The organism is Enterobacter sp. PL_is379 (genome assembly GCF_055817355.1).
Genome location: NZ_JBVPGT010000024.1, coordinates 41,644 through 62,526 on the forward strand (window position 1 = coordinate 41,644; position 20,883 = coordinate 62,526).

The 20,883-nt window shown below is 55.4% G+C and carries 18 protein-coding genes; 9 read left to right on the forward strand and 9 right to left on the reverse strand.

All coding sequences use genetic code 11. The features are described 5' to 3' along the window. Nucleotides 1-32 precede the first annotated feature (32 nt). Together AC0TOY_RS05870 and AC0TOY_RS05875 are read left to right on the forward strand one after the other, a co-directional pair. Nucleotides 33-1,487 carry an NAD-dependent succinate-semialdehyde dehydrogenase gene (locus tag AC0TOY_RS05870; protein WP_473712480.1) on the forward strand — a complete coding sequence of 485 codons (1,455 nt, stop codon included), beginning with the start codon at nt 33-35 and terminating at the stop codon, nt 1,485-1,487. 45 nt (nt 1,488-1,532) lie between these two features. Then, entirely contained in the window at nt 1,533-1,805 is a 273-nt protein-coding gene (locus tag AC0TOY_RS05875; protein WP_008502839.1) for a barstar family protein, read from the forward strand. Nucleotides 1,806-1,867: 62 nt separating this feature from the next. Here AC0TOY_RS05875 and yhcN (AC0TOY_RS05880) read toward each other — a convergent pair whose 3' ends face one another. The 3 genes from yhcN (AC0TOY_RS05880) to argR all read right to left on the reverse strand — a co-directional run bounded on the left by yhcN (AC0TOY_RS05880) (nt 1,868) and on the right by argR (nt 3,355). Then, nucleotides 1,868-2,134 (reverse strand): peroxide/acid stress response protein YhcN, encoded by a 267-nt coding sequence (gene yhcN, locus AC0TOY_RS05880; protein ID WP_024906332.1) that lies wholly within the window; start codon nt 2,132-2,134, stop codon nt 1,868-1,870. A 111-nt stretch (nt 2,135-2,245) separates the two neighbouring features. Beyond that, nucleotides 2,246-2,509, reverse strand: a complete 264-nt coding sequence (gene yhcN / locus AC0TOY_RS05885; protein ID WP_024906333.1) for a peroxide/acid stress response protein YhcN — start codon at nt 2,507-2,509, stop codon at nt 2,246-2,248. A 375-nt stretch (nt 2,510-2,884) separates the two neighbouring features. Further along, nucleotides 2,885-3,355, reverse strand: coding sequence for a transcriptional regulator ArgR (argR, locus tag AC0TOY_RS05890; protein WP_023309388.1), 471 nt, complete (start codon nt 3,353-3,355; stop codon nt 2,885-2,887). 397 nt (nt 3,356-3,752) lie between these two features. Between argR and mdh the strand changes: the two genes are divergently transcribed. Then, a complete protein-coding gene (mdh, locus tag AC0TOY_RS05895; RefSeq protein ID WP_023309387.1) occupies nt 3,753-4,691 on the forward strand; it encodes a malate dehydrogenase in 939 nt (312 codons plus the stop codon). Nucleotides 4,692-4,748: 57 nt separating this feature from the next. On the opposite strand, the gene degS is transcribed toward mdh, so the two are convergent. The 3 genes from degS to zapG all read right to left on the reverse strand — a co-directional run bounded on the left by degS (nt 4,749) and on the right by zapG (nt 7,845). Continuing rightward, a complete protein-coding gene (gene degS, locus AC0TOY_RS05900; RefSeq protein ID WP_024906334.1) occupies nt 4,749-5,816 on the reverse strand; it encodes an outer membrane-stress sensor serine endopeptidase DegS in 1,068 nt (355 codons plus the stop codon). A gap of 91 nt (nt 5,817-5,907) precedes the next feature. Further along, entirely contained in the window at nt 5,908-7,275 is a 1,368-nt protein-coding gene (gene degQ, locus AC0TOY_RS05905) for a serine endoprotease DegQ (RefSeq protein ID WP_024906335.1), read from the reverse strand. A gap of 171 nt (nt 7,276-7,446) precedes the next feature. After that, nucleotides 7,447-7,845, reverse strand: coding sequence for a Z-ring associated protein ZapG (gene zapG / locus AC0TOY_RS05910; protein ID WP_008502832.1), 399 nt, complete (start codon nt 7,843-7,845; stop codon nt 7,447-7,449). Nucleotides 7,846-8,034: 189 nt separating this feature from the next. On the opposite strand from zapG, the gene zapE reads away from it, so the two are divergent. The 5 genes from zapE (at nt 8,035) to sspB (ending at nt 11,738) form a co-directional block, all read left to right on the forward strand. After that, nucleotides 8,035-9,159 carry a cell division protein ZapE gene (zapE, locus tag AC0TOY_RS05915; protein ID WP_407859131.1) on the forward strand — a complete coding sequence of 375 codons (1,125 nt, stop codon included), beginning with the start codon at nt 8,035-8,037 and terminating at the stop codon, nt 9,157-9,159. 292 nt (nt 9,160-9,451) lie between these two features. Beyond that, nucleotides 9,452-9,880, forward strand: a complete 429-nt coding sequence (gene rplM / locus AC0TOY_RS05920; protein WP_006178824.1) for a 50S ribosomal protein L13 — start codon at nt 9,452-9,454, stop codon at nt 9,878-9,880. 15 nt (nt 9,881-9,895) lie between these two features. Further along, a complete protein-coding gene (gene rpsI, locus AC0TOY_RS05925; RefSeq protein ID WP_003860436.1) occupies nt 9,896-10,288 on the forward strand; it encodes a 30S ribosomal protein S9 in 393 nt (130 codons plus the stop codon). Between the two features lie 308 nt (nt 10,289-10,596). Beyond that, nucleotides 10,597-11,235 carry a stringent starvation protein SspA gene (gene sspA, locus AC0TOY_RS05930; protein WP_023333624.1) on the forward strand — a complete coding sequence of 213 codons (639 nt, stop codon included), beginning with the start codon at nt 10,597-10,599 and terminating at the stop codon, nt 11,233-11,235. A gap of 5 nt (nt 11,236-11,240) precedes the next feature. Then, a complete protein-coding gene (gene sspB / locus AC0TOY_RS05935) occupies nt 11,241-11,738 on the forward strand; it encodes a ClpXP protease specificity-enhancing factor (protein WP_024906337.1) in 498 nt (165 codons plus the stop codon). 28 nt (nt 11,739-11,766) lie between these two features. Here sspB and gltD read toward each other — a convergent pair whose 3' ends face one another. Beyond that, complete coding sequence (gltD, locus tag AC0TOY_RS05940; protein WP_023309377.1) at nt 11,767-13,185, reverse strand: glutamate synthase subunit GltD; 1,419 nt, start codon at nt 13,183-13,185, stop codon at nt 11,767-11,769. A 9-nt stretch (nt 13,186-13,194) separates the two neighbouring features. Then, nucleotides 13,195-17,655, reverse strand: coding sequence for a glutamate synthase large subunit (gene gltB, locus AC0TOY_RS05945; RefSeq protein WP_032645059.1), 4,461 nt, complete (start codon nt 17,653-17,655; stop codon nt 13,195-13,197). 687 nt (nt 17,656-18,342) lie between these two features. Between gltB and mnmL the strand changes: the two genes are divergently transcribed. Further along, a complete protein-coding gene (gene mnmL, locus AC0TOY_RS05950) occupies nt 18,343-19,284 on the forward strand; it encodes a tRNA modification radical SAM protein MnmL/YtqA (protein ID WP_370884352.1) in 942 nt (313 codons plus the stop codon). On the opposite strand, the gene AC0TOY_RS05955 is transcribed toward mnmL, so the two are convergent. Continuing rightward, on the reverse strand, nt 19,264-20,766 hold the full coding sequence (locus AC0TOY_RS05955) for a helicase HerA-like C-terminal domain-containing protein (protein ID WP_463727345.1): 1,503 nt from the start codon (nt 20,764-20,766) through the stop codon (nt 19,264-19,266). The genes mnmL and AC0TOY_RS05955 overlap by 21 nt on opposite strands. Between the last annotated feature and the right edge of the window lie 117 nt (nt 20,767-20,883).

Genomic DNA, 20,883 nt, shown 5'->3' on the forward strand with positions numbered 1-20,883 from the left:
GCACGTTCTTACATTTCAGGAAGGGAGGACACATGACGACCCAGGCGCTTCAGGATCACATCCTTTTTCAGACCGGTTATCTTGTCAACGGGATCTGGAAAACGCTGGACACGACGTTCGATGTACTTAACCCCGCGACCGGGGAAGTCATCGCTAAAGTCGCGAAGGCGGGTAAAGCACAAACCGAAGACGCTATCGCAGCGGCCACCAAAGCCTTCCCGGCCTGGCGTGCCAAAACTGCAAAAGAGCGTTCGGCGATTCTCTACCGCTGGTACGAACTGATTATTGAGAATAAAAGCTGGCTCGGGCGGTTAATGACCACCGAACAGGGCAAACCCCTGAAAGAGGCGGAGGGAGAAGTCGAGTACGCCGCCAGCTTTATCCAGTGGTTTGCCGAAGAAGCCAAACGCGCGAACGGTGAAATTATTCCGCCGATCAAACCCGGCTCACGCATTCTGGCGACCCGTGAACCCATTGGTGTGGTCGCGGCGATTACGCCGTGGAACTTCCCGATGGCCATGCTCACCCGCAAGTTAGGCCCGGCGCTGGCAGCAGGATGTACCGGGGTGATCAAACCGGCCAATAACACACCGCTTAGTGCCTTTGCGCTGCTTACCCTGGCAAAACAGGCCGGCGTACCCGACGGCGTGCTCAACGCCGTGGCCGGGAATACGCATGAAATCAGCGATGCGATTATGGCAAGCCGGGACGTGCGTAAAATCTCCTTTACGGGTTCAACCTCCGTCGGCAAAACGCTGGTGCGTAACGCCGCAGAAACCATGAAGAAAGTCTCTATGGAGCTGGGGGGGAATGCCCCGTATATCGTTTTTGAGGATGCGGATATCGACGCAGCGGTTAAGGGGGCGATCGCCAACAAGTTCCGCAATGCCGGGCAGGTCTGCGTCAGCGTGAACCGTTTTTATATTCAGGAAACCGTCTACGACAAATTTGTGAATAAACTTGCCGATGCGGTGAATGGGCTGAAGGTGGGGAATGGTCTTGACGAAGGGGTGATCGTCGGGCCGCTGATTGAACCTTCTGCGGTCAACAAGGTGCGTGAGCATGTCGACGATGCCGTTGCCCGGGGCGCAACCGTACTGGCTGGGGGTAAACCCCATCCGCTTGGTGGGAATTTCTGGATGCCAACCGTACTGGGCGACTGCCATGAAGGCATGAAGCTGGCAGAAGAAGAGACGTTTGGCCCGGTGGCGGCGTGCTTCCGTTTCACCTCGGAAGATGAAGTTATCCAGCGCGCCAACAACACGCCCTATGGGCTGGCGGCTTACTTCTATACCCAGAATCTCTCACGGGTCTTCCGCGTTTCACAGGCAATCGAGAGCGGGATGATTGGCATTAACGAGTGTGCCGTCTCCACGGAGCTCGGCCCCTTTGGCGGCGTAAAAGAGTCAGGTCTTGGACGAGAGGGCTCCGTGCTTGGGCTGGAAGAGTATCTGGAAGTTAAAACCCTGCATATTGGGGGATTATAATAGACAGGGCGGCATCTGCCGCTCGCCTGGACTGGGTGGCTGGCAATGAAAACCTATACGTTTGATTTTGACGAGATCGACAGTCAGGAAGACTTCTACCGTGAATTTATCCGGGTGTTTGATCTTGAACGGGAAAGCGTGACGAATCTGGATACGCTGTGGGACGTGGTGACCGGCAGCCTGCTGCCGCTACCGCTGGAAATTGAGTTCATCCATTTGCCCGATAAGCTTCGCAGACGTTTTGGCGCGCTGATATTGCTTTTCGATGAAGCGGAAGAAGAGCTTGAAGGGCAGCTGCGCTTTAACGCGCGGCATTGAATCAAAAAAAGCCCCTGACCATGAGGCCAGGGGCAAGTCGTATGATGAGATACGACGAGGGTTTATTTATACAGCTCTGCCGTTGCATGCCAGTGGTCACCCTGATTCAGTTCGGTGACGCGATAGCTGCTGGCGCCTGCTTTTTCAGCTTTGGCGGCAAGTTCGTGACGAATATCCATCGGGGAACCGGTGACTGACGTCACGGATACGCTGCCCATTGGCTGCAGATTTTGTGCCTGGTCGGCATTCACCTGCTGTACGGCTGCACTTGCGCCGAAAGAGAGAACGGATGCCAGACCGAGGGTTGCGATGATCAATTTGGTTTTCATAGTCTTTACTCCTGAATAGGGTTTTTTACTCAACGGCGAGAAGGGTTGAACCGCTATTTTTATGCCTGGTGCCGTTGAGGGGAGATTTACGTTTTCAGTTATTACTAAAACTTATTTGTACAGCTCAGCGGTGGCGTGCCAGTGGTCACCAGAACGCGCTTCGATGATGCGATAGGATGACGCACCCTGTTCTTCCGCTTTTTTGTTCAGCATCTCACGCATGTCCATTGGCGATGTGCCGACCGCGCCGACAGAAACCGTACCGATGGCCTGGCGGGATTGCGCCTGGTCAGCATTGATAGAGTCGGCAGCGAAAGCACCGAATGACAGGACAGACAGGACGCTCAGCGCCGCTACAGTTGATTTGATTTTCATGATTCTTACCTCGTCGAATTTTTTAGTGGGGTCTTGTTTCGTGACCCTCATCACAAAATCAAGTATACACTAATAACGATAAAAATTAATACCAGGCTAATGGTTTCTGTTGTTATTACGTGTTAACCAGACTATTTTTTATAACCAAATTGCATAATATTGGGTGTTTTTTGTTCGATTGTGGTGGTTATATCTAATTAAATCATATGGATAGTAGCTTTTGATTTTTTGTGCGATTTTTTGATTTAGCATTCACCAGATGAATGTTAATGGGTGGTAAAAAGCACTATTTGTCAAAGTGAAGGGCAGTAGAAAAGAGGGGGAAACGCAGCGTAAGCAGAACGATCCCCGTAGCGACGCTACGGGGAGAGGGGATTAGAGTTCCTGTTCGAACAGAACCAGAATCGCTTCGTGGAGATCTTTCACGGAGAAACCGCTGGCTGGTGTGGTAAAGATGGTGTCATCGCCGGCGATAGTCCCGAGGATCCCCTCCGTTTTACCCAGCGAGTCCAGCATGCGGGCAATCAGCTGTGCGGCACCAGGGCTTGTGTGGATCACCACTACGGCGTCGTTATGATCGATATCCAGAACCAGATTTTTGAGCGGGCTGGAGGTGGTCGGCACGCCAAGTTCTGCCGGCAGGCAATAGACCATCTCCATCTTGGCGTTACGGGTACGTACCGCGCCAAATTTCGTTAACATGCGGGAGACTTTCGACTGATTGATGTTATCGAAGCCTTGTTCCTGCAGCGCCTGAACAATTTCTCCCTGAGAACTGAATTTCTCTTCTTTGAGTAGCGCCTTAAACGCCTTTACTAATTCTTCTTGCTTAGACGAGCTTCGCATAAGTCACCCGGAATATGACGATAGAAACAACATTATTATGCATGTGGATGAATTTTTATGCAAATTATCTACCCAGCGCCAGGCTGAAATAATGTTATGAAAGGGAGTGATTTTATCAGATTTCGTTATCAGAAAACATGCCTGGGTCACGCCGCGCAAATAAGCTTAAAAGTAAATTAAATGTTATCAAAATGATGTTGTTTTGGTGGCGGGGCAGGGTGTATTGTAACCACCTCTTAATGCGTTGCCATTTGTCGTCAGATAGTCTTCTGATGAGAGATAAAGTCGCGTGACCTCAAATTCTTTAGCTACGAAAATTGTAATTATTTACTTGCTGAATTATGGTCGCCGCAACGGATTTACAGATACTTAAGTTAACCATAATAAGGAGTTTAGGATGAAAGTCGCAGTCCTCGGCGCTGCTGGTGGTATCGGCCAGGCGCTTGCCCTACTACTGAAAACCCAACTGCCTTCAGGCTCAGAACTCTCCCTGTACGATATTGCTCCGGTAACCCCAGGTGTGGCGGTTGACCTGAGCCACATCCCGACCGCTGTAAAAATCAAAGGCTTCTCCGGTGAAGATGCACGTCCTGCACTGCAGGGTGCTGACGTGGTGCTGATTTCTGCAGGCGTGGCGCGTAAGCCAGGCATGGATCGTTCAGACCTGTTCAACGTCAACGCGGGCATCGTGAAAAACCTGGTGCAGCAGATTGCAGAAATCTGCCCGAAAGCATGCATCGGTATCATCACTAACCCGGTGAACACCACCGTGGCTATCGCGGCAGAAGTGCTGAAGAAAGCGGGTGTTTACGACAAAAACAAACTGTTCGGCGTGACCACGCTGGATATCATCCGTTCCAACACCTTTGTTGCTGAGCTGAAAGGCAAACAGCCAACAGAAGTGGAAGTGCCGGTCATTGGCGGTCACTCTGGCGTCACCATCCTGCCTCTGCTGTCGCAGATCCCAGGCGTGAGCTTCACCGAGCAGGAAGTGGCTGACCTGACTAAACGCATTCAGAACGCGGGCACCGAAGTGGTGGAAGCGAAGGCGGGTGGCGGTTCTGCAACCCTGTCTATGGGCCAGGCAGCTGCGCGTTTTGGCCTGTCACTGGTTCGCGCTCTGCAGGGCGAGAAAGGCGTTGTTGAATGCGCTTACGTTGAAGGCGATGGCGAACACGCTCGCTTCTTCTCTCAACCGCTGCTGCTGGGTAAAAACGGTATCGAAGAGCGTAAATCCATTGGTACGCTGAGCGCGTTTGAACAACACGCGATGGAAGGTATGCTGGATACGCTGAAGAAAGATATCACCCTGGGTGAAGAGTTCGTTAACAAGTAAAACGAACCGTCTTCTGGCAAAAAAAACGGAGCTTATCGCTCCGTTTTTTTATGCTTGTCAGTTAGTGGCCGGATATTCCTGAATCGTCACATGCAGCGTCAGTTTCTTATCGTTGCGCATGACTTCAACAGGGATGATAGAGCCCGGACGAATCTCTGCCACCTGGTCCATCGTCTCCAGCGCAGAGACCGCTGGCGTGCCGTTGACCGACACAATGACGTCATTTACCTGAATACCCGCATTAGCGGCCGGGCCACCAGGCGACACTTCATTCACCACAATCCCCTGAATCTGATCGATACCGCCGCCCTGGGTATGCATCGGTGCAATTTCGCGCCCGCCGATACCGATATAGCCGCGGATCACGCGTCCGTCGCGGATCAGCTTATCCATGATCTTGGTCGCCAGCTGGAACGGAATGGCAAAGCCGATCCCTTCCGGCGTCTCGCCGTCGTTACTCTTATCGAACGAGAGGGTGTTGATTCCCATCAGTTCACCCAGCGAGTTGACCAGCGCCCCGCCGGAGTTACCGTGGTTGATGGAGGCATCGGTTTGCAGGAAGTTCTGCCGCCCGGAGGGGTTGAGGCCAATACGACCGGTCGCGCTAATAATCCCCTGGGTGATGGTCTGACCCAGGTTGTAAGGGTTACCAATCGCCAGGACGACGTCACCAATATGCGGGGTACGTTTACGGTTGATCGGGATGACCGGCAAACCGCCCGTGGCGTTAATTTTCAGCACGGCCAGGTCGGTCAGGCTATCAGATCCAACGAGTAACGCCTCAAATACGCGGCCATCCTGCAGGGCGACGATGATCTGGTCGGCATCGTTAATCACGTGCTTGTTGGTAATAATGTAGCCGCGCTCGTCCATGATTACGCCGGAGCCGAGAGTACGGATCTCCAGCTGGTTGTGGGCTGAGGTGTTCAGACCACGGTTATAGACGTTAACCACGGCAGGTGCGGCACGGCGGACGGCCTGGTTATAGGTGGCTGGCGTTTCATCCGTGCTATCGAACTGGGGAGCCGACAGTTTATTGAACTGACGTATAGACGGCAGCGCCAGCAGCAGCAGGCCAGCAACAATCAAACCGATGACAATAGAACGTAAGAGCTTTAAAAGCATGATGCGCGTGTCGTTAAAAAAGGAACGATTTGCAGCATAACATGAGTTATCCGGACATCACACGCAGCGGTGATGTCCGGGTCACAAATGCTTAGCGCAACAGTATATAGATGGACTCATTGCCACGCATGACCTGCAGGGCAATAACCGCCGGTTTACTTTCCAGCAACTTGCGCAGTTCGGCAATGGACTGCACGCGATTGCGGTTTACGCTAATGATCACGTCATCCTGATGCAATCCGGCCTGTGCAGCAGGGCTGCTCTTCTCGACGGTGTCGATGCGAATGCCTTTCGTACCGTCTTTCAGCTGCCCATCGCTCAATGTAGCCCCTTGCAGGGCCGGGGCGATAAGCTCCGCACTGGCAGAGGAAGAGGTGCTCTTATCCAGCGTGACTTCAACGTCCAGCGGCTTACCGTCACGTATCAGGCCCAGCTTCACTTTGGCACCGGGTTCGGTGGTGGCAATCCGCGAGCGCAGTTCGGCAAAGCTGCTCAGCGGCTTGTCGTTCAGGCTGACGATCACATCACCCGATTTCACGCCCGCTTTTGCCGAGCCGGAGTTTGGCAGCACTTCACTGACAAACGCCCCGCGCTGTACGTTGATGTTGAACGCTTTTGCAATATCCGCGCTCATCTCCATACCTTTAATACCCAGCAGCCCGCGTTTGACTTCGCCAAACTGAATGAGCTGTTGAGAGAGGGTTTTGGCCATATTGCTTGGGATAGCAAAACCGATCCCGATGCTGCCGCCGCCCGGGGCCAGAATCGCCGTGTTAATCCCTATCAGCTCGCCGTTAAGGTTGAGCAATGCCCCGCCGGAGTTCCCACGGTTGATGGAGGCATCGGTCTGGATAAAGTTTTCCAGCCCTTCCAGATTGAGGCCGCTGCGTCCCAGCGCGGAGACGATCCCGGAAGTCGCGGTCTGCCCTAAACCAAAGGGGTTGCCCACGGCGACGGCAAAATCGCCGACGCGCAGTTTGTCGGAGTCCGCGATGGCAATCTGGGTCAGGTTGCTCGGGTTTTGCACCTGCAACAGCGCGATGTCGCTCTGGTCATCTCCGCCGATCAGTTTGGCATCGAATTCGCGGCCATCGTTCAGTTGGACGCTGATTTTATCGGCCTGGCTGATGACATGATTGTTGGTCAGAATATAGCCTTTTGCCGCATCAATAATGACGCCAGAGCCCAGGCCTTCAAAAGGCTGCGCCTGCTGGTCGGGAGACTCATCGCCAAAATATTTTTTCAGTTCTTCAGGGACGCGTTGGCTTTGTACTGCGGTACCCTCAACCTGAACGCTGACGACCGCAGGCAACACTTTTTCCAGCATGGGTGCGAGGCTTGGAATGGCCGCCTGGCCAGGCACCTGGGTGGGGATGGCGGCGAATACAGGGACGGACGCCGAGAGAGATAACCCGACACTTAACGCGATAGCGCTCAACAGCTGGTTTTTTTTCTTCATCGATGTTGACTCTCGTAACCTGGAATAAAGGAAAAACGGCCCCAAAAACACGTTGATGTTATTGAATTTTAAACCGCTGAACAATGAGGTGTTTAACTAAATGATAGCTGGGGTCATGAAGAAAGGACGGGCGCAATCGCTGCGCCCGTAAAATAAATTCAGGTTGTGCGATTAATCGCGTTTTACACCGCCGCGCAGCAGGCCGGACGCGCCATCGGAATAGTCGCGAGGCATCTGAACGGGCGCCTGATCGTTACCGGCTTCAGAGTCAGCCAGACGGTTGCGGAACGGGTTGGTTTCCGCGGTCATTTCCGGCAGCAGGCTGCTGGAGCTTTTGGCCATATGTTGATACAGCTGACGATAGTCGGTCGCCATGTTGTCCAGCAGCTCGGCGCTACGGGCAAAATGGCTGACCAGCTCTTCACGATACTCTTCCAGCTCGGCTTTGTTCTTTTCCAGTTCGTACTGCAGTGACTGCTGCTGACGCAATTTGCGATTACCGAAACGCATGGCCACAGCACCGATGACGATGCCGACGACTAAACCGATTAGCGCATATTCCCAGGTCATGAACTTCTCCCGTTGTCTTGTTGTTCCGTAGGGTGTTGGCTCGGCTCCTGCCTGTGCCTGATAATGCCACTATAACCGCTATTTCCGTAGAAGTGGAATCCTGACGTATCATCGCGTAGTGTAGAACGGCCTTTTTTTCATCAGTCGCGTCTGCTGGTGAGCGTTAATTGAAGGAATAACAATAAGATTATGCAAAACCTGTCCCCTGCATCGCGATATCAACTGGCCCTAAACGAGGGCACTCATCAACCGGATGACGTTCAACGTGAGGCGGTAAACCGTCTGGAGACGATTTATCAGGAGCTCACGGCAAAACCCGCTGAAGTCGAACAGAACGGTGGCCTAAAGGCGGCGTTTGGGCGGTTGCTCGGTAAAAAAACGCCGCAGGCTCACGCGCCGGTGCGCGGTTTATATATGTGGGGCGGGGTCGGTCGCGGAAAAACCTGGCTGATGGACCTGTTCTATCTGAGCCTGCCGGGCGCACGCAAACAGCGCCTGCACTTCCACCGCTTTATGCTGCGGGTGCATGAAGAGCTGACTGCGCTGCAGGGTAAAAGCGATCCGCTGGAGATTGTGGCCGACCGGTTCAAGGCGGAAACGGACGTGCTCTGCTTCGATGAGTTTTTTGTGTCTGACATCACCGATGCCATGCTGTTAGGTGGCCTGATGAAAGCGCTATTTGCCCGCGGAATCACGCTGGTGGCCACGTCGAATATCCCGCCGGATGAGCTCTATCGTAACGGCCTGCAGCGGGCACGCTTCCTGCCCGCCATCGACGCCCTCAAGCAGCACTGCGACATCATGAACGTCGATGCCGGTGTCGATTATCGTCTGCGAACCCTGACACAGGCGCACCTCTGGCTTTCGCCGTTAAATGCAGAGACCACCCGCGAGATGGATAAGCTTTGGCTGGCGCTGGCGGGGGCAAAACGCGATCACGCCCCGGAACTCGAGATTAACCATCGCCCGCTGCCCACCCTTGGCGTCGAAAACCAAACGCTGGCGGTCTCCTTTACGACGCTCTGCGTGGATGCCCGCAGCCAGCACGACTACATTGCGCTTTCGCGTCTGTTCCACACCGTGATGGTGCTGGATGTACCGGTGATGACGCGGCTGATGGAGAGCGAAGCACGGCGCTTCATTGCGCTGGTGGACGAGTTTTATGAGCGCCACGTCAAGCTGGTGGTCAGCGCCGAGGTACCTTTATATGAGATTTACCAGGGCGAACGGCTGAAGTTTGAATTCCAGCGCTGCCTGTCGCGCCTGCAGGAGATGCAGAGCGAGGAATACCTGAAGCTGGAGCATATGCCGTAACAAACGTCACCCTCTCCCTGTGGGAGAGGGGCCGGGGGTGAGGGCACCAGACCGCACAATACTTACCCCCGAAAAACCCATTCCAAATCACATTTAAGGGTCGATCTTTGACCTCAACTTCTCTATAATCTTGCGACCCCACGTTACGAGAAGGTTTTTTTCCCGAAACTTTCTATGTGTCGGCATTAGCTATTCGAAGGGGTAGGTTTGCCGGACTTTGTCGTGTGAACCTCAACTGACTAAACGTTTGGGTGTTCACCAACGTGTAACTTATTATTTGGGTAAGCTTTTAATGAAAACTTTTACAGCTAAACCAGAAACCGTACAGCGCGACTGGTATGTTGTTGACGCGACCGGTAAAACTCTGGGCCGTCTGGCTACTGAACTGGCTCGTCGCCTGCGCGGTAAGCATAAAGCGGAATACACTCCGCACGTTGATACCGGTGATTACATCATCGTTCTGAACGCTGATAAAGTTGCTGTAACCGGCAACAAGCGTACTGACAAAGTGTACTATCACCACACCGGCCACATCGGTGGTATCAAAGAAGCGACCTTTGAAGAGATGATTGCCCGCCGTCCTGAGCGTGTGATTGAAATCGCGGTTAAAGGCATGCTGCCAAAAGGCCCGCTGGGTCGTGCTATGTTCCGTAAACTGAAAGTTTACGCAGGCAACGAGCACAACCACGCGGCACAGCAACCGCAAGTTCTTGACATCTAATCGGGATTATAGGCAATGGCTGAAAATCAATACTACGGCACTGGTCGCCGCAAAAGTTCCGCAGCTCGCGTTTTCATCAAACCGGGCAGTGGTAAAATCGTAATCAACCAGCGTTCTCTGGAACAATACTTCGGTCGCGAAACTGCCCGCATGGTAGTTCGCCAGCCGCTGGAACTGGTTGACATGGTAGAAAAACTGGATCTGTACATCACCGTTAAAGGTGGTGGTATCTCCGGTCAGGCAGGTGCGATCCGTCACGGTATCACCCGCGCTCTGATGGAGTACGACGAATCCCTGCGTTCTGAACTGCGTAAAGCTGGCTTCGTTACTCGTGACGCGCGTCAGGTTGAACGTAAGAAAGTGGGTCTGCGTAAAGCACGTCGTCGTCCACAGTTCTCCAAACGTTAATCCATTCTGCTTACGCAGAACGATTGGCGAAAAACCCGCTTCGGCGGGTTTTTTTATGGATAATGCGCAGGTTATCCACAATCTCCATGCATATATCTTCTCTTTTTCCACATTTCCAGAATCCCCTCACCACAAAGCCATCAAAATCTGGTAAACTATCATCCAATTTTCTGCCCAAATATCGGTGAATACTCGATTTTTGTTCGTTTCTTGAACAATGTGTTTTCTCTGGGATGGGCGATACAACATCTGGCTGGCCCCTGTTGGGCTGGTAGCAGTAAAAATTCTGAATATACCTGGAGGTTTTCATGGCTGTCGCTGCCAACAAACGTTCGGTAATGACGCTGTTTTCTGGTCCTACTGACATTTATAGCCATCAGGTTCGTATCGTGCTGGCCGAGAAGGGTGTCAGTTTTGAGATCGAGCATGTGGAAAAGGATAACCCGCCTCAGGATCTGATCGATCTCAACCCGAGCCAAAGCGTACCGACGCTGGTGGATCGCGAGCTGACCCTGTGGGAATCCCGTATCATTATGGAATATCTGGATGAGCGTTTCCCGCATCCGCCACTGATGCCTGTTTACCCTGTCGCGCGTGGTGAAAGCCGCCTGTACATGCAGCGTATTGAAAAAGACTGGTACTCGCTGATGAACGTTATCGTCAGCGGTTCCGCTTCTGAAGCTGACGCTGCACGTAAGCAGCTGCGTGAAGAGCTGCTGGCAATCGCGCCTGTGTTTGGTCAGAAACCGTTCTTCCTGAGCGATGAGTTCAGCCTGGTGGATTGCTACCTGGCACCGCTGCTGTGGCGTCTGCCAACCCTGGGCGTAGAGTTCAGCGGTCCTGGCGCGAAAGAGCTGAAAGGCTATATGACTCGCGTATTTGAACGCGACTCTTTCCTGGCATCTTTAACTGAACCGGAACGTGAAATGCGTCTCGGCCGAGGCTAATGACTGTGGAAATGTCACAACTTACCCCACGCCGTCCGTATCTGCTGCGCGCCTTCTATGAATGGCTGCTGGATAACCAGCTCACGCCGCACCTGGTTGTGGATGTGACGTTGCCGGGCGTGCTGGTTCCAATGGAATACGCGCGTGACGGACAGATCGTACTGAACATTGCGCCGCGTGCGGTGGGTAACCTGGAGCTGGCAAACGATGAAGTGCGCTTCAACGCGCGTTTCGGCGGCGTGCCGCGTCAGGTTTCCGTACCTCTGGCAGCCGTGCTGGCTATCTACGCGCGTGAAAACGGTGCGGGTACCATGTTCGAGCCGGAAGCGGCGTATGATGAAGATGTTGCCAGCCTGAATGATGACAACGCATCCGATGAGCGCGAAAGCGACACGGTGATGTCACTTATTGATGGCGATAAACCCGATCATCACGACGACAATGACCCTGATGACGATCCGCCTCCGCGCGGTGGCCGTCCGGCTCTTCGCGTCGTGAAATAAAAAAACAGGCCCAATCGGGCCTGTTTTTTTACACTTCCAGGTAGTTCAGTATACCGTCAGCCGCCTTGCGGCCTTCGGCAATCGCCGTCACCACCAGGTCAGAACCGCGAACGATATCGCCACCGGCGAAGATTTTCGGGTTGCTGGTCTGGAACGCGTTATCGCTGCCTTCTGGCGCAATCACGCGGCCCTGTGAATCCAGCTCGACGCTGTGCTTCGCCAGCCACTCCATGCTGTGAGGACGGAAACCGAACGCCATCACCACGGCATCGGCCGGGATCACGTGTTCAGAACCGGCGACGATTTCCGCACGACGACGGCCTTTCGCATCCGGTGCCCCCATCTCCGTGCGCGCCATCTTCACGCCGCTCACTTTACCGTTGGCATTCACTTCAATACCCAGAGGCTGGATGTTGAACTGGAACTCCACGCCCTCTTCACGCGCGTTTTTCACTTCGCGTTTAGAGCCCGGCATGTTCTCTTCGTCACGACGGTAGGCGCAGATCACGTGTGCCGCATTCTGACGAATGGAGGTACGCACACAGTCCATCGCGGTATCACCGCCGCCCAGCACCACCACGCGTTTGCCTTCCATGCTGACGAATGGCTCATCCGCCGTTTCACCATAGCCCATAATCTGCTTGGTGTTGGCAATCAGGAACGGCAGCGCGTCGTACACGCCCGGCGCATCTTCGTTCTCCAGACCGCCGCGCATGGACTGATAGGTGCCCACGCCCAGGAACACGGCGTCGTAATCCTTCAGCAGGTCGTCGAGCTGCACGTCGCGGCCCACTTCCACGTTAAGTTTGAACTCAATGCCCATGCCGGTGAAGATTTCACGGCGACGGGTCATGACCTCTTTTTCCAGCTTGAAGGCCGGGATACCGAAGGTCAGCAGGCCGCCGATCTCCGGATGACGGTCAAAGACCACCGCCTTCACGCCGTTGCGGGTCAGCACGTCCGCACAGGCCAGGCCCGCCGGGCCCGCGCCGATGATCGCCACGCGCTTGTCGGTTTGCTTCACGCCGGTCATATCCGGACGCCAGCCCATCTCGAACGCTTTATCGTTGATATAGCGCTCGATGTTGCCGATGGTCACCGCGCCGAACTCGTCGTTCAGCGTACAGGAACCTTCGCACAGACGGTCCTGAGGACACACGCGGCCGCACACTTCCGGCAGGGTGTTGGTCTGGTGAGACAGCTCGGCGGCTTCAAAAATACGTCCTTCGTTGGCCAGCTTCAGCCAGTTCGGGATGTAGTTATGTACCGGACATTTCCATTCGCAGTAAGGGTTACCGCAGGACAGGCAGCGGTCTGCCTGCGCTTTGGCCTGGCCTTCTGAAAACGGCTCATAGATTTCAACAAATTCAATTTTGCGGATCTTCAGCGGTTTCTTTGGCGGATCAACACGCTGCAGGTCGATAAACTGGTATACGTTCTGGCTCATCTGAATTCCTTACTGCGCCTGCACGCGCAGCTCTGCTGCGCTACGACTACGGTGACCCAACAGGGCTTTAACATCGCTGGACTTCGGCTTAACCAGCGCGAATTTCGCAGAGAACGCTGGCCAGTTCGCCAGGATCTCTTCGCCGCGCGAAGAACCGGTATGCTGCACGTGTTCGGTGATCAAACCGCGCAGGTGTTCTTCGTGGATAGCCAGCGTATCAACGTCCAGCACTTCCACCAGCTCCGGGTTCACGCGTTTGCGGAACTCACCGTCTTCATCCAGGACGTAGGCAAAACCACCCGTCATGCCCGCGCCAAAGTTCACGCCGGTTTTACCCAGAACGCAAACAATCCCGCCCGTCATGTATTCACAACCGTTATCGCCAATGCCTTCCACCACGGTGATGGCACCGGAGTTACGCACCGCAAAACGCTCGCCCGCACGGCCTGCTGCGAACAGGCGACCGCCGGTCGCGCCGTACAGGCAGGTGTTACCGATGATGCTGGCTTCATGGCTGCGGAAGGCTGAGCCAACCGGAGGACGCACCGCCAGCAGACCGCCCGCCATGCCTTTGCCGACGTAGTCGTTGGCATCGCCGGTCAGGTAAAGCTCAACGCCGCCTGCGTTCCACACGCCGAAGCTCTGACCCGCGGTACCGCTGAAGTGCGCGGTAATCGGATCCGCCGCCAGCCCCTGGTCACCGTGCGTTTGCGCGATATAACCGGAAAGGGAGGCGCCCACGGAGCGGTCGGTGTTGCGGATATCAAACCAGAACGTTTTGCTCTGCTTGTCGTCCACGTACGGCTTCGCCTGCTGCAGCAGCTGCGCGTTCAGTACGCCGTTATCGAACGGCGGGTTGTTCTCGGTGCAGTAGACCGCTTTGCCCGGGTGCGGCTGCGCGGTTTCCAGCAGCTTAGACAGCTCCAGCTTCTGCTGCTTCGCCGTGAAGCCTTCCAGCTCTTTCAGCAGGTCGGTACGACCAATCAGGTCCACCAGGCGTTTAACGCCCAGCTGCGCCATCAGCTCGCGGGTTTCGCGGGCGATGAAGTCAAAGTAGTTGGTTACTTTAAACGGCAGACCGTGATAGTGATTCTTACGCAGCTTCTCGTCCTGGGTTGCCACGCCGGTTGCGCAGTTGTTCAGGTGGCAAATACGCAGGTATTTACAGCCAAGCGCAACCATTGGGCCGGTACCGAAGCCGAAGCTTTCCGCGCCGAGGATTGCCGCCTTGATGATGTCGAGGCCGGTTTTCAGACCGCCGTCCACCTGCAGGCGGATCTTGTGACGCAGGCCGTTAGCCACCAGCGCCTGCTGGGTTTCCACCAGGCCAAGCTCCCACGGACAGCCCGCATATTTCACGGAGGAGAGCGGGCTTGCACCGGTACCGCCGTCGTAGCCGGCGATGGTGATGAGGTCCGCATAGGCTTTCGCCACGCCGGTGGCGATGGTGCCGACGCCCGGTTCGGAAACCAGCTTCACGGAGATCATCGCCTTCGGGTTGACCTGCTTCAGGTCGAAAATCAGCTGCGCTAAGTCCTCGATAGAGTAGATATCGTGGTGCGGCGGCGGGGAGATCAGCGTCACGCCCGGCACGGAATAGCGCAGTTTGGCGATGTACGGGGTAACTTTATCACCCGGCAGCTGGCCGCCTTCGCCCGGTTTCGCACCCTGAGCGACTTTAATCTGAATCACGTCGGCGTTGACCAGGTACGCTGGCGTTACGCCAAAGCGACCGGATGCCACCTGCTTGATGCGGGACACCTTGTTGGTACCGTAACGGGCCGGATCTTCACCGCCTTCGCCGGAGTTAGAGTTGCCGCCGATGCTGTTCATGGCTTCCGCCAGCGCTTCGTGGGCTTCCGGGCTCAGCGCGCCGATGGACATCGCCGCGGTGTCGAAGCGTTTGAACAGCTCGGATGCCGGCTCAACCTCGTCAATGCTGACCGCTTCATCACCCGGGTTCAGGGCAATGAGGTCGCGCAGCGTTGCCGCCGGACGGTTGTTCACCAGCTCAGCATACTGCTGATAATCACGGTATTCGCCGCTCTGAACCGCCTGCTGCAGCGTGCGCACCACGTCCGGGTTGTAGGCGTGGTATTCGCCGCCGTGAACGTATTTCAGCAGACCGCCCTGATCCAGCGGCTTACGTGCCAGCCAGGCGCGTTTGGACAGGTTCACCAGATCCTGCTGGAAGTCAGCAAAACCGGCGCCGCCGATGCGGCTGACCACGCCCTGGAAGCAGAGGTTGGCGACCTCGTCATGCAGGCCGACCGCTTCAAACAGCTTCGAGCAGCGGTAGGAGGCAATGGTCGAGATGCCCATTTTGGACATGATCTTGTACAGACCTTTGTTGATGCCGTTACGGTAGTTCAGCATCACCGCGCGGTAATCTTTGTCGATCGCGCGGGTATCCACCAGACGGGCCAGCGTTTCGTAGGCCAGGTACGGGTAGATCGCCGTCGCACCGAAGCCCAGCAGCACGGCAAAGTGGTGCGGATCGCGCGCGCTTGCGGTTTCCACAATGATGTTGGCGTCGCATCGCAGGCTCTTATCGACCAGACGCGTCTGGATAGCGCCAACCGCCATCGGGGCAGGTACCGGCAGACGGTTTTTCGCGATGTTGCGGTCGGACAGCACCAGCAGAACGGTACCGTTACGCACCATCTGTTCGGCTTTGTCACACAGCGCATTCACCGTCTCTTCGAGGCTCGCCTCGTTCACGTCGAAGGTAATGTCGAGCGTGTCGGCGCGGTAGTGCTCCTCTTTCATGGTGGTGAGCTGTTTGAAATCGGAGTACAGCAGGATCGGCGATTTAAAGGTCAGACGGTGCGCCTGGCCTTCGGCCTCGCAGAAGACGTTCATCTCGCGACCGATGCTGGTGGCCAGCGACATCACGTGTGCTTCACGCAGTGGATCGATTGGCGGGTTAGTCACCTGCGCGAACTGCTGACGGAAGTAGTCATAGATGATGCGCGGCTGGCTGGAGAGCACGGCAAACGGGGTATCGTCACCCATCGAGCCGACCGCTTCCTGGCCGTTCTCACCGAGCACGCGGATGACGGAGTCCAGCTCTTCTGCGCTGTAGTTAAACTGCTTCTGGTAGCTTGCGAGGGTATCGTCGTCCAGCTCGCGGCTGCCCACTTCTTCGTCCGACAGATCTTCGAACGGCACCAGACGACGCACGTTCTTCTCCATCCACTCTTTGTACGGATGGCGGCTTTTCAGATCGTTGTCGGTTTCGGCGGAGTGCAGGATGCGCCCACCGCGGGTGTCGATTACCATCAGCTCGCCCGGACCGACGCGGCCTTTCTCGACCACTTCGTCAGGCTGGTAATCCCAGATACCGACTTCAGAGGCGCAGGTGATGAGCTTGTCTTTGGTGATGACGTAGCGCGCCGGACGCAGACCGTTACGGTCCAGGTTACAGGCGGCAAAACGGCCGTCGGACATCACGATGCCCGCCGGACCGTCCCACGGCTCCATGTGCATGGAGTTAAAGTCGAAGAACGCGCGCAGCTCAGGATCCATATCCGGGTTGTTCTGCCAGGCCGGTGGCACGAGCAGACGCATGGCGCGCACGATATCCATCCCGCCCGCCAGCAGCAGTTCCAGCATGTTATCCATCGAGCTGGAGTCAGAGCCGGTTTCGTTCACGAACGGTGCGGCATCGTGCAGGTCCGGGATCAGTGGCGTCTGGAACTTATAGGTACGGGCGCGGGCCCACTGGCGGTTACCGGTGATGGTGTTGATCTCGCCGTTGTGCGCCAGGTAGCGGAACGGCTGAGCCAGCGGCCAGCGTGGAACGGTGTTGGTGGAGAAGCGCTGGTGGAACAGGCAAATGGCCGATTCCAGACGCAGGTCCGCCAGGTCCAGGTAGAAGCGCGGCAGGTCAGCCGGCATACACAGACCTTTATAAATGTTCACCAGGTTAGAGAGGCTACAGACGTAGAACTCTTTATCGTCCTGGAGACGTTTTTCAATACGGCGGCGGGCAATAAACAGACGGCGTTCCATATCACGCGGACGCCAGCCCGCAGGCGCGTTGACGAAAATCTGTTCAATACGAGGCAGCGAGGAGAGGGCGATTTCACCGAGTACCCCTTCGTTGGTTGGCACATTGCGCCAGCCGACAATCGACAGGGTTTCACGCTGAAGTTCTTCTTCGACGATGCGGCGTGAGGCGGCAGCCTTTTCAGGATCCTGATTCAGGAACAGCATGCCGACAGCGTAGTTTTTGGCTAAACGCCAGCCGCGCTCTTCCGCCACGATGCGGAAGAAACGATCCGGTTTTTGCAGCAGCAGGCCGCAACCGTCGCCGGTTTTACCATCGGCAAGGATGGCGCCACGGTGCTGCATACGGGCCAGTGCGTGAATAGCAGTACGCACTACCTTGTGGCTAGGTTCGCCTTCTATGTGGGCGATCAGGCCGAAACCACAGTTATCCTTCTCAAGGGATTTATCGTACAACATATCAGTGAACCTCCCCAGGCTCGTCGGGCTTCCCACTGAACTTTACCGTGGCGCACAGGCACAGAAAGAGCATGGCGACGGGGTTTGCGTTTCATACGCGGACCTCGCATTCGCCCTCTTTTTCATCCTTTCGCGCAGGTAAACAAGTTTGAGGACTTGCTTCAGAGGGAATCTCAATTACTGCATAAATATGATGAGCAGGCCGCTCATCCAGAAAGCTTCCAGCGGATTTCCAACTTATCGGGAATTGGTACACAGGTCAAATGGCATTCTTATTTATACAAAAATGTGCTAAAGAGAGTTTATATGATTGTAATTAAAGGATATTTAACTATATTTACATTGATTATATGCCCTGACAGGACGTAGCGGAGTGTGATCTGACTCACTATATGTAAGCGGTATTATCAATGTAGCGTGCTGAATAGCGGTTTTATAGCAGAATAATAATCTGGCATTTCCTTCAAACCCGCATAAAGTCACTGTTTTTCAGTGACGGCGCTATAAATGAAAAAAACAATCAGAACATAAGGAAAAGTAATCACGAGTAGCGTGAATGAAATTGCAGTAATCCTGAGTATTTATTCATATAGATAAAGGCCGTCCAGGGCGATTGATCCAGGTCATCGCCGACAGAGGCTAAAAGTGGCAGGCTTGTCCCCTTTCTTCGGGACGGTCTATCAGATTATGCAGTTACAGAAATTAGTCAATATGTTTGGTGGGGATCTTTTGCAGCGGTACGGGCAAAAGGTTCATAAGCTGACGCTGCACGGCGGGTTTAGCTGCCCGAATCGTGATGGCACCATCGGGCGCGGCGGCTGCACCTTCTGTAACGTTGCGTCCTTTGCTGACGAAGCCCAGCAGCATAAATCTATCGCGGAACAGCTTGCCCATCAGGCCAGCCTGGTGAACCGCGCGAAGCAATATCTGGCCTATTTCCAGGCCTACACCAGCACGTGGGCGGAGGTGCAGGTGCTGCGCTCTATGTATCAGCAGGCCGTCAGCCAGGCTAACATCGTTGGGCTGTGCGTGGGCACGCGCCCGGACTGCGTGCCGGACGCGGTGCTGGACCTGCTCAGCGAGTACAAAGAACAAGGCTACGAGATCTGGCTGGAGCTGGGCCTGCAAACCGCGCACGACAAAACCCTGCACCGTATTAACCGTGGCCATGATTTCGCCTGCTACCAGCGCACCACGCGCCTGGCCCGTGAGCGCGGGCTGAAGGTCTGTTCGCATCTGATTGTCGGTCTGCCCGGCGAAGGTCAACAGCATGGCCTTGAAACGCTGGAGAGGGTAGTTGAGACCGGCGTGGACGGCATCAAGCTGCACCCGCTGCATATTGTTACGGGAAGCATTATGGCGAAAGCCTGGGAAGCGGGGCGGTTAAACGGTATTGCGCTTGAGGACTATTCGGTGACGGCGGGGGAGATGATTCGCCACACGCCGCCGGAAATTGTCTACCACCGTATTTCGGCCAGCGCCCGCCGTCCAACGCTTCTGGCACCGCTATGGTGTGAGAACCGCTGGACGGGGATGGTGGAAATCGACCGCTATCTGCAGGAGAACGGTGTACAGGGTTCGGCGCTGGGCCGCCCGTGGATTCCCCGTCTACCGGCGACGGCCGCCTAACAGACTCCCCAGCATGCCGCGCACGATCTGATTGGTGACCTGTCGCGCCGCGCTTTTCGCCATGGTCTGTACCACGCCGTCGCGCTTGCCGCCACGCGGCCCGGTGCTGCCGAACAGGATGTCTTTGAGCCCCCCGAGAATACCGTCATCCACGGCGACAGATTGCCCTTTAGCGGCAGGCGCATCCTGCGATTCGGTGGTCGCCTGTACCCCTTTTTGCAGCATCTCAAAAGCGGACTCGCGATCCACCTCGTCTTCGTACTTCCCGTAAACCGGAGAGTGGTTAATCAGGCCGTTACGTTCATCGTCGGTAACCGGCCCCATGCGCGAGCAGGGGGCAATCACCATGGCGCGTTCCACCACGGACGGGCTGCCCTTCGCATCCAGGAAAGAGATCAGCGCTTCACCAGTGCCTAACGCCTGAATCGCCGCTTCAGTATCAAAGGCAGGATTGGCGCGCATGGTTTGCGCGGCGGCTTTCACCGCTTTCTGATCCTTCGGCGTGAAGGCGCGCAGGGCGTGCTGCACGCGGTTGCCGAGCTGACCGAGCACGTTATCGGGGATATCCGACGGGTTTTGCGAGACAAACCAGACGCCGACCCCTTTGGAGCGGATCAGGCGAATGACCTGTTCAATTTTATCCAGCAATACCTGCGGCGCGTCGTTAAACAGCAGATGCGCCTCGTCAAAGAAGAACACCAGCTTCGGTTTTTCCAGATCGCCCGCTTCCGGTAGCTGTTCATACAGTTCGGAGAGCATCCACAGTAGGCTGGCGGCGTAGAGCTTTGGCATCTGGTAGAGTTTTTCCGAACTCAGAATGTTGATGATGCCTTTGCCGCTGCTGTCGGTGCGCATCCAGTCTTTGATATCCAGCATTGGCTCGCCAAAGAAGTGTTCGGCACCCTGTTGCTCCAGGGTCAGTAGCCCACGCTGAATGGCGCCCACCGAGGCGCTGCTGATGTTGCCATACTGGTTCTGGAAGGATTTGGCGTTATCGCCGATATACTGCGTAATGGCGCGCAGATCTTTAAAATCAAGCAGCAGCAGCCCCTGATCGTCGGCAATGCGGAAGATAATATTCAGCACGCCGGACTGCACGTCGTTAAGGTTAAGCAGACGGGCCAGCAGCAGCGGGCCGAGATCGGAGACGGTGGCGCGCACCGGATGGCCTTTCTCACCAAAAATATCCCACACCACCACCGGATTGTTATGCGGCATCCAGTCCGTGATGCCAATATTCTTCAGCCGTTCGAGCAGTTTTTCAGAGGCCGTCCCTTCCTGAGCGACACCGGTTAAATCGCCTTTCACGTCAGCCATAAAGACCGGTACGCCAATCTCCGAAAGCGACTCCGCCAGCTTTTGCAGGGTGACGGTTTTCCCCGTCCCGGTCGCGCCGGTGATCAAACCGTGGCGGTTCGCCATCGCGGGCAGTAAATACAGCTCTTTTTCCAGCGTCCGGGCAATTAACAATGGTGTACTCATGATGCGCTTCCTCTCTTAGTCCTGGGTGGAGTATAGGCAACCTGATTGCAATTTGGTTGAGTAAATTCCTGACTTTGCGGCGCATTATCCAGCGCGGACTATGCTTTTGCATACGGT